General features: G+C 54.0%; 9 protein-coding genes. 8 read left to right on the forward strand and 1 reads right to left on the reverse strand.

Features of this window, described 5'->3' with window-relative positions:
* Window positions 1–298 precede the first annotated feature (298 nt).
* The 3 genes from BOC67_RS10700 to BOC67_RS10710 are packed head-to-tail and all read left to right on the forward strand — an operon-like array spanning window position 299 to window position 6,805.
* Window positions 299–3,796 carry a SusC/RagA family TonB-linked outer membrane protein gene (locus BOC67_RS10700; RefSeq protein WP_291910134.1) on the forward strand — a complete coding sequence of 1,166 codons (3,498 nt, stop codon included), beginning with the start codon at window positions 299–301 and terminating at the stop codon, window positions 3,794–3,796.
* Between the two features lie 18 nt (window positions 3,797–3,814).
* Entirely contained in the window at window positions 3,815–5,269 is a 1,455-nt protein-coding gene (locus BOC67_RS10705; RefSeq protein WP_291910135.1) for a RagB/SusD family nutrient uptake outer membrane protein, read from the forward strand.
* 21 nt (window positions 5,270–5,290) lie between these two features.
* Complete coding sequence (locus BOC67_RS10710) at window positions 5,291–6,805, forward strand: redoxin family protein (RefSeq protein ID WP_291910136.1); 1,515 nt, start codon at window positions 5,291–5,293, stop codon at window positions 6,803–6,805.
* Between the two features lie 48 nt (window positions 6,806–6,853).
* Here the strand turns inward: BOC67_RS10710 and BOC67_RS10715 are convergent, their stop codons facing one another.
* Complete coding sequence (locus tag BOC67_RS10715) at window positions 6,854–7,237, reverse strand: helix-turn-helix domain-containing protein (protein ID WP_291910137.1); 384 nt, start codon at window positions 7,235–7,237, stop codon at window positions 6,854–6,856.
* A gap of 103 nt (window positions 7,238–7,340) precedes the next feature.
* Between BOC67_RS10715 and BOC67_RS10720 the strand changes: the two genes are divergently transcribed.
* The 5 genes from BOC67_RS10720 to BOC67_RS10740 all read left to right on the forward strand — a co-directional run bounded on the left by BOC67_RS10720 (window position 7,341) and on the right by BOC67_RS10740 (window position 13,894).
* A complete protein-coding gene (locus BOC67_RS10720; protein WP_291910138.1) occupies window positions 7,341–7,871 on the forward strand; it encodes an NAD(P)H-dependent oxidoreductase in 531 nt (176 codons plus the stop codon).
* A gap of 111 nt (window positions 7,872–7,982) precedes the next feature.
* Window positions 7,983–8,999, forward strand: coding sequence for a zinc-binding alcohol dehydrogenase family protein (locus BOC67_RS10725; RefSeq protein WP_291910139.1), 1,017 nt, complete (start codon window positions 7,983–7,985; stop codon window positions 8,997–8,999).
* 108 nt (window positions 9,000–9,107) lie between these two features.
* Complete coding sequence (locus BOC67_RS10730; protein ID WP_291910140.1) at window positions 9,108–9,647, forward strand: sigma-70 family RNA polymerase sigma factor; 540 nt, start codon at window positions 9,108–9,110, stop codon at window positions 9,645–9,647.
* An 81-nt stretch (window positions 9,648–9,728) separates the two neighbouring features.
* A complete protein-coding gene (locus BOC67_RS10735) occupies window positions 9,729–10,658 on the forward strand; it encodes a FecR family protein (protein ID WP_291910142.1) in 930 nt (309 codons plus the stop codon).
* A 26-nt stretch (window positions 10,659–10,684) separates the two neighbouring features.
* Window positions 10,685–13,894: a SusC/RagA family TonB-linked outer membrane protein gene (locus tag BOC67_RS10740; protein WP_291910143.1), complete on the forward strand. Its 3,210-nt coding sequence runs from the start codon at window positions 10,685–10,687 to the stop codon at window positions 13,892–13,894.
* The last annotated feature ends 15 nt before the right edge of the window (window positions 13,895–13,909 follow it).

The following is a 13,909-nucleotide window of genomic DNA, read 5'->3' on the forward strand; positions in this document are numbered from 1 at the left end:
GCATAACGCCGGTAAGGAAACTTTTTGCTTACTACTCACCAAAATCAGGAGGAGATTATGAATTAAACACCAACTATTACATCCGTGCCGCTAAAAAAGGGCCGCAGGTGTTTGCACCACCCCGGCCCTGACGTGGCGGACACTTTCTGACCGTTGAGGAAGTCATTTATTTATCAACCACACAATGCAAGTTATGCAAAAATCTGCGATGTGGCGAGGGAATGCTATGTCCGGCCAGCAGTCATGGCCGGCGTCAGCAGCGAAATTCCGGAAGCCTTACTTTAAAAAATCGTTAGTCATGAAACTAACCGCTTCCTTTTTTCTGACCGCCGCTTTTATGAGCGCCCAGGCGATGGGCTATAGCCAGTCCATCAGTTTTTCGGCCAACAATGTACCTTTACAGCGTCTCTTCCCGGTGATCAAACAACAAACCGGCTACGTAGTGTTCTACAACCAGGAGTTACTGGCAGATGTCAAACCGGTAACCGTACACGCGCAAAACCAGCCGCTGGCCGAGTTTCTGGCCAACGTCCTGAAAGACCAGCCACTCAATTTCCGTATAGACGGAAAGGATATCATCTTCTCCCGCAAGCCCATGGTGCTCATCCCGGAAGCTATTGCCGCCATCATCAAAGGAAAGGTGACGGATGAGAACGGGAACCCGCTGCCCGGCGCCACCATCCGCGTCAAAGGCGGTAATGCCACCGCCAGCACGGATGGCAACGGGGAGTTCACCCTTAAAAATGCGCCGGCAAATGCGACCATCATCATTTCCTATATCGGTTATAAACCGCTGGAAATAACGACGGACGGCACTTCCGTTAACGTGCGCATGGAGCCGGCCGCCGCTGCGCTGGCACAGGTAATGGTCACCGGTTACCAGTCCATCTCCAGGGAAAGGGCCACCGGCGCCTTCTCCACCGTCAGCAACGATGTGCTGAGCCGCCGCCCCACCTCCAACCTCTCCAGCGCCCTGCAGGGCCTCGTAGCCGGTATGCAAACGAAGGAGAACGAGGATGGCAGCATGGACCTCCTGATCCGTGGCAACACCTCCCTGTACGGGGATCGCAGGCCACTCGTCGTAGTAGACGGATTCCCCGTGTCGACCAGCAACTTTTCGGATATCAACCCCAATGACGTGGAATCCGTAACAGTGCTGAAAGACGCAGCGGCAGCCTCCATCTGGGGCGCCAGGTCCGCCAACGGCGTCATCGTCATCACCACCAAAAAATCCAAAAGCGCCGGCAAGCTGCAGGTAGATGCTTCCGCTTTCACGCGCATCTCCCGCATGGCGGACCTGGATCAGCTCATGACCCAGGCCAGCTCCGCGGATTTCGTAGCCTACGAAAAACTGGCGTATAAAAATAACTGGGTGTTCTCTCCCTACGCAGGTGGCTTCAGCGATATTGTAAACTCGCTGACCCTGGCGCAGGAACTGATTTACGGCAACCGGGACGGGTTGATTAGCGAACAGGCCATGAACGCCGGGCTCGACAGCCTCAGCAAAATCAACAACCGCGGGCAGCTCCGCGACCTGCTCATGCAACGGGCCGTGCTCAATCAATACAACGTCAGCATCCGCAGCGGCGGCGAAAGGTCTAAAACCTACGCCTCCATTATGTACGAAAACAATAAAGGCAACTTCCAAAAAAACAGTTACGACCGCTATATCCTCAACCTGCAAAATGATTTCCGGCTGGCGAAGTTTGCCGAATTCACCATCGGTGCTAACCTGCAGTACCGCAAGGCGGAAACCAGCGGCGCTACGGTGTCCGAACTGGAAGGGTTATCGCCCTACGAAACCCTCCTTAACCCGGATGGTTCCTACAGCGTAAACCTGAACACTTTTAACCGCGAGCAGCTGAAACATATCCCGTCCGCTAAATTCCCGTACAGCAACTGGTCCTATAACCTGCTGCAGGATGTACGGGGCCGCAGGCTCACCAACGAAAGCCTGAACGCGCGCATCCAGGCGGGATTGAAGCTGCGCCTTATGAAAGGCCTCACGTTCGACTCCCGCGTGCAGTACGAACGTAACCGGATTGATTATGCGGACTATTACGACGAGTCTACCTTTTACGTTCGCAGTCTTGTCAACCGCATGACGGAATACAATACAAACACCGGCGCCACCGGCAAATCGTATATCCCTAAGGGTGGTATCCTTAAGCCGCATAGAATAGGGGATAAAGACGTCAGCCGTAGTGATGTGGAAAGCTTCCTGCTGCGTAATCAATTCAATTTCGACCGCTCGTTCCGCCGCAGGCACGCCGTCTCCGCGATAGCGGGTATGGAAATTTCCCAATATACCACCAACACTTTAGCGAGCCCTTATGCCTACGGCTATTCCGCCGATAAACTGCAGGCAACGGTGCCGCCTTATGGCTACGGTGGTTCCCTGTCACCCATCACCGATTTTACCGGCTATCCCACCACTATAGCAGGCGCCAACCCGGTGTTCGGCTGGCAGAAGGATAAATATGTTTCTTTCTACAGCAACGCTTCCTATACCTATAACTACCGGTATTCGATTTCGGGAAGTATCCGAAGCGACGCTTCCAACTTCATTACAGACAATCCGCGCCTACGCTGGTCGCCGCTTTGGTCCCTCGGCGCAAAATGGAACCTGAAAGAGGAAGATTTCGTGAACCGCCACAAAAATATCGACCGGCTGGAACTGCGCCTTACCTACGGTAAAAATGGGAATGTGGAACGCTCTACCTCCACGCAGGCGTTGCTGAATGTGGGCAGCAGCCTAAATACCAGCACCGGCACCATCACAGCTTCCGTGGCCAACAACGGTAACCCGGGCCTGCGCTGGGAAAAAACAACCACCACCAACCTGGGTATCGATTACGCATTCTTCGGCAATAAGCTCTTCGGCTCCGTAGATGTGTACAATAAAGTAGGGGACGGCATCATCGGCAATATTGCGCTGCCGGCGGCTACTGGTACCACTTTGCAGAAGTTCAACAATGCCGGTATCACCAACCGCGGTATAGAAGTAAGCCTGGGCGCAAACGTGCAGATACCGCATACGCCTGTACGCTATTCTACTACCGTTACCTATGCGTATAACCGTAACCGTATTAACAGCTTATATAATCCATTGTTGTACACCTACCAGATACTGGATGGCGCTTTCGTGGAAGGCCGCCCGGTGAACTCTCTCTATTCGTTTTCCTATGCAGGTATGATCAATGGCGTGCCGCACGTGGTGGGGCCTAAAGGAGCGCCGTTCAGCTTCAACGACGTATCCCTGTACAACACCGCGCTGGGCCTGCCTTTCCTGAATTATGAAGGCACAACCACGCCGCCGCATACACTGGGCTGGGTCAATACTCTCCAGGTGAAGAACTTCACCCTCACGGCAATTTTTACGGGTAAAATGGGCGGCGTGTTCCGTAACCAAACGTTCTACTACCCGACTATGGTCGGCTCCGGGAAACTGTCCGTCAACCGCTGGGTGAAGGATGTGATGAACGGGGATCCCAACATCCCGGGCTTTGCGCGGCCGAATGAGCCTAAGCTCTACCTGTGGGACAGGTACGCGCCTTTCCTCAGTTCCCTGGTGGAAAGCTCTTCCTACATCGAGTGTAAGGAACTGACGCTGGAATACGCGCTCTCCCGCAAGGTGGCCAATGCCATCCACCTGGCCAACGCCAAAGCGTTTATCCAGTCCCGTGACCTCGGCCTCATCTGGGCGGCGAACAAAAACCGCTACAACCCTGACTGGCTGCCGGGTACCAACCGGCCGTTGCAAACTTATACCATTGGCGTAAACCTTCAATTCTAACCTGAAATGACGATGAAGATGAAAAAAACAGCATGGATCATGGCCGCGGCAATCGCGCTGGCAGGCTGTAAAAAATATCTGGCGGAAGAGCCGAACAAACAGGTAAGTATCAAAACGGTTTCCCAGCTGGAAGCGCTGGTAGACAATGCGCCGCTGTTTGCATACGAAACCAACCAAACGGCCAGCTTCTCCACGGATGACTATGAAATCAGCCGTAACCTCTACCGCCTCAATCCCGGCGCTTTCAGTTTCAACAGCCTGCAATATTATATCAACAGCGTGGACGGCGTGGCCAGCCTCGCCTCCGATGATTTGTGGAATGGGGAATACAAGAAGATTTTCACCGCCAACCTCGTCCTGGATAATATCGATAAAGTAACGGGCGACGATGCTACCCGCGCCCGCGTAAAGGCGGACGCCCATTTTATCCGCGCCATGTCCTACTGGACGCTCGCTAACTATTACTGCGCGCCGTACGCGGAGGCTAACCTGCAGTCGCTTGGACTGCCGCTCAAGAAAACCATTGAATACACCGAAAGCCTGCAACGCGCCACCCTGAAGGAAACGTACGACTTCATCCTGGCCGATATCGCAGAAGCGGAAAAAGTAGCGTACGATGAGGTGGACCCACGCAGGGCCTGGCGCGTGAGTAAAAAAGCCATCGCAGCTTTCCGCAGCAGGTATTTCCTCTTTACGGGCGATTATCCGAAGGCGGTACAGCAGGCGGACCTCGCACTGCAATCATCCGTCGTGAAGCTGGTGGATTTTAAAACCATCAAGCCGGGCGTTTCCCGGAACTATAGCAACCCGGCCGCCACGCTGCAATACAGCGAGCTGTTCACCTGGTCCGCTCAGAACTTCCTCTACTGGAAGGAGATGTATTACAGCCGCTATACCTACAACCGCTCCTGGTACGCGCCCAGCGCTTCGCTGATCAACAGTTACGATGCGGCAAACGACCTCCGTTATAAACTCCTGTTTATCCCCAACGGCGGCCGCGAGTTTTCCATTGTAACGCCGGCGACTACACGCTATACTTTCTTTAACACCGGTTATTACGCGCCGGCAGGCTTTACCCGCGCGGAAGTGCTGCTGAATAAGGCGGAAGCGCTGGCCAGGCAGGGGAATGCCGGCGGCGCCATGGATGCGGTGAACATCCTCCGAGCCAGCCGCCTGGTCAACTATACGCCTTTAACCGCCAACGGTAAGGATGATGCCATTAAACAGGTGCTGGCCGAGAGAAGGAGAGAGCTGCCGTTTACCATGCGCTGGTACGATATCCGCCGGTTCAGCGTGAACGAGTACACCGGGGATGAAATCAGCGTGGTGCGCGACTTCTATAACATGACCGCCACCGGCATCGACGTTAATACGCCGAAGACGTACACCCTGGATGCAAAGCGGATGCTGGTGCCGATCAACACCGTTGAGATCAACAGCAGTAACGGTCAGATTCTCCAAAACCCATATTAAAAACATAAAAGCAAAACAACCATGCATAAAATAATTGCACTGGCCCTCGCCGGCAGCCTCGTGTCGGGGTTGGTTTTTGGGCAGAAGAAAAAAGACAAGCCGGAGGTAAGCCTCGCGGAGCTGAAAAAGCTGGCGGCCGCAGTGGCGGCGCATCCGGACAGTCTTTCCTATCATGAAGCGTTCATCCGGAGTATCGGTATCAACAACCCCGCTGTAGTGGTACAGTACCAGAAATGGATGAAGCAATTCCCTAAAAATCCAAATGTACCGTATGCGCTGGCAGCGGCCTACCTCGATGAAGAAAGCCCGAAAGCCAAGCCCTACCTGGAAAAAACCGTGGCGCTCGATTCCACCTACGTAGAAGCCTGGGGCGGTTTATGGATGGATGCCCAGCGCTGGGGTAAATTCGAGGAAGGCACGGAATACCTACGCAAAGCCACAGAGGCGGATCCGAATAATGCCCAATACGCGTTCTACTATGCGGAAGGTATGCGGGAAAAAGACCCCGCCAAACACGAAGCCATGATACTGGACGTGGCCAGGCGCTTTCCCAATCATGATCGTGGCGCGCAGGCGCTCTACTGGCTGGCCGTCCGCGGTAAGGGAACTGCTTACCAGCTGAAGATTTTTGAACTGCTGAAAAACAGCTATGACCCGGCTAAATTCAGCTGGTCATCCAGCGGTATGAGCAGTTACTACAACCTCCTGTTAGAGGAAGATGCAGCAAAAGCAGTGACGCTGGCCAACGAGATGGCGGAAAAAATACCGGATGATAAAAAAGGCTGGGAGAGCAAAGCCGCTACTGCCAAAGCCATAGTAGCCGCTAATCAGCTGATAGCCGCCGGCGATGGTCCGGCTGCGCTGACGCAGCTGAACACCGTGAACCTGCCCTGGTATAGCACTGCGAAAGAATACGTGGTGTTACGGAAAGCCGCCGCCCTGGCACTTCGCAGCAAAAGCGCCGCGTACGACAGCCTGCTGGTTGAATTCCGGAAAAACCCGGGTACTAAACTGTATCAAGGTATGCTGGGCTATGGTCAGCAACTGGGCAAATCCGCTGCGCAGGTGGGTAACGAAACCTGGCAACGCCTGCAGGACTCCGCCAAACAAGCGACTGATTTTAGCCTGAGGAACTACTTCACCAACAAGCCGGCCTCCCTGGCGGATTATAAAGGTAAAGTAGTGCTGCTGACCTACTGGTTCCCCGGCTGCGGCCCCTGCAGAGGAGAGTTTCCGCATTTCGAAAATGTCATCCGAAAATACAAGGGGCAACCCGTGGATTACGTAGGCATCAACATCGTATCCGAACAGAATGATTACGTGTTGCCGTTCCTGAAAGGCAGCGGTTACAGCTTTACCCCCCTGGAAGATCAGCCAGGCAGAAACAAGGGCAACCTGAACAACGGCCAGGCAGCCCCGGTGAACTTCCTGCTGGATCAGCAGGGGAGGATCATCTTCCGGAACTTCCGGATAGACGGCAGTAATGAAGATCAGCTGGAACTGATGATCAACCTGGTGCTGAAACATGAAGCCTGATAAATCTTATCAACCCTTGTACGCCGGCAATGGCGTACAAGGGTTGTGCTATTGCTCGCAGGCGCATGCGGACGCCTGATCCAGGAATTCCCGGTGCTGCCGGCCCCAGGTTTCCAGGGAAATTAAGATGGGAATTAGTTTTTTCCCGCTCTCCGATAATTCGTATTCCACTCTTGGCGGCACTTCCGCATATACTTTACGCAGCACCAGTTTATGCTGCTCCATCTTCCTCAATTGCAAGGTCAGCATCCGCTCAGTAATCGCCGGTATCTTTTTGCGGAGCTCTCCAAACCGCATCTTGCCGGCGGATAGGTGGCAACAGATCACCAATGTCCATCGGCCGCCGAGCATCATGGCCGCATATACCTCCGCACATTCGGCCAGCTGTAATTTATTCTCGTAGTTAGTGGATGTTTTCTTAATACGGGTCATAATACTTACATTTTTGTCAGTACCATACATTCGGTTGCTAAGATACAAAATAGGAGGTAGTGGCTGTAATTTTGCCGTCTTGGAAGATTTCAAAACTGGTAATATGAAAACATTAGTCATTGTAGTGCATCCGGATATGGAAAAGTCAGTAGTCAATAAAGCATGGGTGGCGGCCCTGCGCCGGTATCCTGAAAAATACACCGTGCACGACCTGTACCAGGCCTATCCGGACAAACAAATCGATGTGGCCAAAGAACAACAGCTGCTGGAAGCCCATGATAAGGTCATTTTCCAGTTTCCCTTTTACTGGTTTAACTGTCCGCCGCTGCTGAAACAATGGTTGGACGAAGTGCTGACTTACGGATGGGCTTATGGCAGCAAAAGCGGGTATAAAATGGGCGGGAAAAAAGTAGCCCTGGCCATGTCTGTTGGCGTAGCCGAGGCAGAGTATGCGCCGGGCGCAAAGTACAAATATACCCTGGCCCAGCTGACGGCCCCTTTCGAAATAACATTTCAGTACGTACGGGCAGATTACCAGCCGCTCTTCGCCTGGTATGGCCTGGAACTGAACGCCTCTCCTGATTGGATCAGGCAGGGCGAAGCTGCATACCTCGCTTACCTGGAAGCGTTTTAGGAAGGAGGCGGAGGGGTAAAAAAGTCGGATTTGTATAAAAAGAAGTCCGATTTAACCTATACCCCAGCTACCCCTCCGCTTACCTTTGCCAGGTACAGTCAAATACTTCACATGCAGACACTTGTATGTTCCACGCCGGGCAGCTTTGCCTGGGAAAACAGGGAAAAACCTGTAGCCAAAAAAGGACACGCGATCATTCGGATAAAACGTATAGGCATTTGCGGTACCGACCTCCATGCGTTTCAGGGTACCCAGCCGTTTTTTAACTATCCCCGGGTATTAGGGCATGAGTTATCAGGAGTGTTGGAAGAGGTAGATCCAGCCACCGGCTTCACTGTCGGGGAAGCGGTTACCTTCATTCCTTACCTCCACTGCGGCAGCTGTATTGCCTGCCGTCGGGAAAAGCCTAACTGCTGCGCCAACATCAACGTTTGCGGCGTGCATATCGACGGCGGCATGACGGAATATTACCAGGTCCCGGAGGATGCCCTGGTTCACGGGCAGGGGCTAGGGTTCGATAGCCTGGCGCTCGTAGAGCCGCTCGCCATCGGCGCGCATGGCATTCGCCGCGCTGCAGTAGAGCCGGGAGAGTTCGTACTCGTCATCGGCGCAGGGCCCATCGGCATCGGTACTATGGAGCTGGCGAGGATCGCCGGCGCCCAAGTCATAGCCATGGACATCAGCGAAAGCCGCCTGGCATTCTGCCGGGAGCAGCTGGGCATACAGCATACCATCGTAGCCGGTAAACCGGATGCCGTGCGGCAACTGGCGGAAATAACAGGGGGCGATATGGCCACCGTCGTCATCGACGCCACCGGTAACCTGCGGGCCATCAACGATGGTATCCAATACCTCGCCCATGGCGGCAGGTATGTGCTGATAGGGCTCCAAAAGGAAGCCTTCAGCTTTTCCCATCCTGAATTTCATAAAAGAGAATCTACGCTGATGAGCAGTCGTAACGCCACCCGGGAGGATTTCGACCTGGTGATCGACAACATCCGCAACGGCCATATCAAACCGGAAACCTACATCACCCACCGCAGCACCTTTGATCAGGCGCCCCAGGAGTTTGCAAGCTGGCTAAACCCCGCTACAGGCGTCATTAAGGCCATGATTGAAGTGAAGTGATCCCGCAGCCGGCGTCAATGTTAATTGATTGCTATCATTGACGCCGGTTGTTTTTTCTTATATTGTTGCCAGTTATTTTTGCCCGGTCCGTTCACTATGTCTGCTTCAATGGATATACATTTGGATCGCTTAAAACATGGCGATTTCAAAGTGTTTGAAATGATTTTCAACACTTACTGGGAAGAGTTATTTACCTATGCCGCCAGGGTACTGGAAAGCCAGGAAGATGCACAGGATATCGTGCAGGACCTCTTTACCAGCCTGTGGGAGCGAAGGGATACGCTCTGCCTGGATACGGACCTGCGCTTCTACCTCTTCGGCGCTATCCGCAAGCTGATCCTGCGGCGCTTCAGGAATGAAGGACTAAAGGAAAAACACCTCTCTAAATTTATCGAATACAGCGAACTGAGAACCACCCTGTTGCATGCAAAGGTGGAAGATAAGGACCTGCTGCAGCACTTCCATCGCGACCTCCGCCAGCTCCCCGAAAAGGAACGCCAGGTCTTTGAATGGTACCATTTCGGGGAACTCAGTATCCGGGAAATTGCCCACCGTAGCGGCACTGCCGAACAAACCGTTCGTAATCAACTCAATAACGCCTATCGTAAAGCCCGCCCGCTCCTGCATAAACTGCTCTTTTTCGTATAGCCGTATTACCAAAATGTTAACACGCATTTCCGGATAGTTAAAAACTTCCGCTTGTGGAACTTATTGATAAAACACCCGATTTTGGAGCAACCGAGCAACAAGCACCCGTTTGAAAACATACCGGAAGATCACCTGGAAGAATGGCTGGACCATATGGCCGCCAACAATCCCTTCCCCGGCAAAATGCCGGCAGGCAAGGCCAAAGAGCAGCTGCGCCGGCAATTACTGGCGCAGGTAAGGCAGCGCACCGGCCAGGCAAGGCTAACGCCTATGCATATACGCTGGGCGGCCGCAGCGGCCATCCTCCTCCTGCTGGGCGCAGGCGCTTATCTGTTGCTCCGGGACAAACCGCCCCGGGAGTTGAAGTTCGTCGCCCTCTCCACGCAAAATGGCGAGCGCAAAGTGGTCAACCTGCCGGATAACAGTACCCTCTACCTGGGCCCGGCCGCCACGGTGGCCTATGCGGAGGATTTCACGCGCCACCGGGAAATTAAACTCACACAGGGAGAAGTCTTCTTCGACGTCCAACAGGATGACGCCCATCCTTTTCGCGTGCAGGTAGACAGCCTGCAGGTGGATGTCCTGGGCACCTCCTTTAACATCAAAGCCTACCCGCGGCACGAGGAGCTGGCCATAGGCGTCAGCACGGGTAAAATACGCGTCAGCAAGGCGTCGCAGGTATTGGGCACGCTAACGCCTCAACTGCAAATGCAGGTCAGCAGGAAAGATTATCATATTACCACGACCTCCCTGCCGGGCCGGGATATGGACGCGTTGCGCAATAACCGCATCAGCTTTGAGAACATGCCCCTGGCGGATGTGCTGACCATGCTGGAGGCCTATTATCCCGTACGCTTTACCCTGCAGGATAAGGTGGATCTCCGGGTCAGCGGTTCCTTCCAGGTGCGGCTCACCATACGGCAGGTAGTGGGCGCGCTGCAGCAGCTGACAGATAAAAAAGTCATTTTCAAACAACAAGAACACGATACCTATATCGTACGATCATCCTGAACATATAACATTTAACCAGGTCTAATATGACTGTAATTTTAAACACCACGGGCACAAAGCTGATTTGTGCAGGGGCGCTCTATGCCCTTATGTTTTTCGGCGCGGCGCAGCGCGTAATGGCGCAGCAGCGCATCGTTGTGCAGGAACTGCATGTGAAGGAAGGCAGCCTTTCCGCGGCGCTGCAGCAGCTTCGCCAGCAGGCCGGTATCGACATCGTTTATGAAGCGGCCGCCATGGATCAGATCAAAGTGCAGCCGCTGGACTTCAAACGCCAAACAGTGGAAACTGTGTTGAAGCAGTTATTGCGCGGTACTGGTTACCAGTGCATTTTTAATGAAGGGGTTGTGGTGGTGAGAAAAGAAAGGCCGCTGACGAGTATTTCCGGGGCCGTGACAGAGGGCGCTACGGGCATGCCATTGCCGGGAGTCAACGTATTGGTAAAAGGCTCCGGGACAGGGACCGTATCGAATGCAAAAGGCATCTTTACGCTCAATGCGGATCCCTCCGGGGATACCCTGCTGCTGAGCTTCATCGGTTACAAGCCGGAGAAGATCGCCCTCGCTGGTCGTACGTCCGTTAACGTTAAGCTGGAATTAAATACCAGTACGCTCAACAGCGTGGTGGTAGTCGGCTATGGCCAGACTACCAAAGGGGACCTCACCGGCGCCGTATCCCACGTTACGGCGGAAAGCTTTAACACCGGCGTATTCAACTCCCCCGAGCAACTGCTGCAGGGTAAAGTGCCGGGCCTCAACGTCACCCGCAGCGGGGACCCCAGCGCCACGCCTACCGTCATCCTCCGCGGGCCTTCCACCTTCCGCAGCGGGGAAGCGCAGCAACCGTTCTATGTGATCGATGGCGTACCCGGAGCTTCCATTCAATTGATCGCCCCGGCGGACATCGTATCCATGGACGTGCTCAAAGATGCTGCTTCTACCGCTATTTACGGCGCCCGCGCCGCCAACGGCGTCATCATGATCACCACCCGCCATGCCAAACCCGGCCAGAGCTGGATCAACTACAGCGGCTACGGCGCAGTGGAAAATGTATCCAACAGCATCCGCATGCTCACCGCGGATGAACTGCGCAAATTCCTGAAAGATAACGGCAACTCCCTCAACCCCTCCGATGAAAATAACGCCAATACCGACTGGCAGAAAGAGGTTACCAGGCAGGGAATTTCCCATAATCATAATATCTCTTTTGGGGGTGGTAATGAGAAGACCGTTTTCGACGGAAGCATAAACTACCTGCAAAACCAGGGCATCATGAAAGGGTCCGACATGGAACGCCTCAACGTACGCGCCAACCTGGAGCAGCGGGCCTTTAACGATCGCCTCAAACTCAACCTCGCTATCAGCAACAGCATCACCACGGAAAATAAAATTCCGGAACTGGTGTTCCTGAATATGCTGACCTACCTGCCTACCACCAGCGTCTACAACCCGGATGGTACCTTTAAGGAGGACTGGTCACGAACCCGCAACTACCTCAACCCGGTATCGCTCATCGTGAACAATACCGACAAGACGAAGACCAAAACCATGCTCGGCAACGCCCGCGCGGAGCTGAAGCTGCTGGAAGGCCTGACCTATACGCTCAACCTCTCCCTGCAGGATGAGCAGGTGAACCGCGATATCTACAACGGTCGCGCCTCCGGACTGGCCCAGGGCCTGAACGGCCGCGCTATCCGCAGCGCCTTCGGTAATACCCGCAGCCTGCTGGAAACTTATTTCAACTATGCTACCCGTTTCGGAAAGCACGACCTGAAGCTCCTCGCCGGTTACTCCTGGCAGGAGGACCGCCGCGGGGACGGGTTCCAGACCTCCAACCAGGGCTTCGTGTCAGACGCCTCCCAGGGCAATAACCTGAGCTATGGCAGCGCGCCTGCCGGCTATATCCCTGACTACGGCAAAACCCGCATCTCTACCTTACGATTTATCTCCTTCTACGGCAGGGCCAATTATGCCTATAAGGATAAATACCTCTTCCAGGCATCCCTCCGCCAGGACGGCTCTTCCGCCTTTGGCGCAAATAACCGCTGGGCGCTGTTCCCCGCTGTATCCGGCGCATGGAAGGTTTCCAGCGAACCATTCCTGAAAAATGCCGGCTGGCTGGACGATCTGAAACTGCGTGCAGGCTATGGCGTTACCGGTAACTCCCTGGGCTTTGATCCGCTGATCGCCGTTATGCGTTACGACCTGCAGGGTAAATTCTATTACAACGGTAATATCCTCAGCAGCATCGCGCCTATTCAGAACGACAATCCCAACCTGAAGTGGGAGAGTACCGCTATGACCAACATCGGCGTGGATATGACGCTGCTGAAAGGCCGCCTCGGATTCACGGTAGACGTGTACAACAAAATGACGTCCGACCTGATCTATAACTACAACGTAGCCAGCACCATGATTGTGAATACGCTGACTGCCAACGTAGGAAAAATGCAGAACAAGGGGATCGAATTCCAGGTAAACGCAACGCCTGTACGAAAAGGTAAATTCACCTGGAACACCAGCGCCAACCTCGCGCATAACAAGAACGAAATCGTATCCCTCTCCAACGATATGTTCTCTGTGAAATATATTGAAACGGCGGACCTGGGCGGTCGCGGCCAGAGTGGTAACTATTCCCAGCGCCTGCTGGAAGGCATGCCCCTCGGTACCTTCTACACCATGCGTTACGCCGGCAAGGATAAGGATGGTTTATCCCAGTTCTATAAACCTGATGGTACGCTCACCCGCGAATACAACAGCAGCTACCTGGTACAAACCGGCAATGCCCAGCCTAAGCTGCTCTACGGCTGGAGCAACAGCATCACCTATGGCAACTTCGATCTCAACTTCTTCCTCCGCGGCGTGTATGGCAACCAGATTCTGAATGCGACCCTGGCTAACCTCAACGCGCCTTATGGATCTACAGCTACCAACCTGCCGTACTTTTCGCTCACCGAGTCCGCCAAGGACGACCGGGCCTACCTACTGAGCGACCGCTATATCGAAAGCGGTTCCTACCTGCGGTTAGACAATGCGACCCTCGGCTACACCGTGCCCCTGCACAGCAATTATCTCAAACGGTTACGGGTGTACGTTTCCGGTAACAACCTGTTCGTAATTACAAACTACCGCGGCGTGGACCCAGAAATCAGCATGGGTGGCCTGACGCCGGGTATCGACAACAATAACTTTTATCCGAAGACCCGCTCTTTCCTGCTGGGGCTGAATGCTTCTTTCTAATCATTGCTAACACCG

The organism is Chitinophaga sp. CB10 (assembly GCA_001870995.2).
In the GTDB taxonomy this organism is placed as follows: Bacteria; Bacteroidota; Bacteroidia; order Chitinophagales; family Chitinophagaceae; genus Chitinophaga.

Bases quoted from the DNA above. Each gene is read 5' to 3' on its own strand.
- BOC67_RS10700 (WP_291910134.1), top strand. From the start codon at position 299: ATGAAACTAACCGCTTCCTTTTTTCTGACCGCCGCTTTTATGAGCGCC.
- BOC67_RS10705 (WP_291910135.1), top strand. From the start codon at position 3,815: ATGAAAAAAACAGCATGGATCATGGCCGCGGCAATCGCGCTGGCAGGC.
- BOC67_RS10710 (WP_291910136.1), top strand. From the start codon at position 5,291: ATGCATAAAATAATTGCACTGGCCCTCGCCGGCAGCCTCGTGTCGGGG.
- BOC67_RS10715 (WP_291910137.1), bottom strand. From the start codon at position 7,237: ATGACCCGTATTAAGAAAACATCCACTAACTACGAGAATAAATTACAG.
- BOC67_RS10720 (WP_291910138.1), top strand. From the start codon at position 7,341: ATGAAAACATTAGTCATTGTAGTGCATCCGGATATGGAAAAGTCAGTA.
- BOC67_RS10725 (WP_291910139.1), top strand. From the start codon at position 7,983: ATGCAGACACTTGTATGTTCCACGCCGGGCAGCTTTGCCTGGGAAAAC.
- BOC67_RS10730 (WP_291910140.1), top strand. From the start codon at position 9,108: ATGGATATACATTTGGATCGCTTAAAACATGGCGATTTCAAAGTGTTT.
- BOC67_RS10740 (WP_291910143.1), top strand. From the start codon at position 10,685: ATGACTGTAATTTTAAACACCACGGGCACAAAGCTGATTTGTGCAGGG.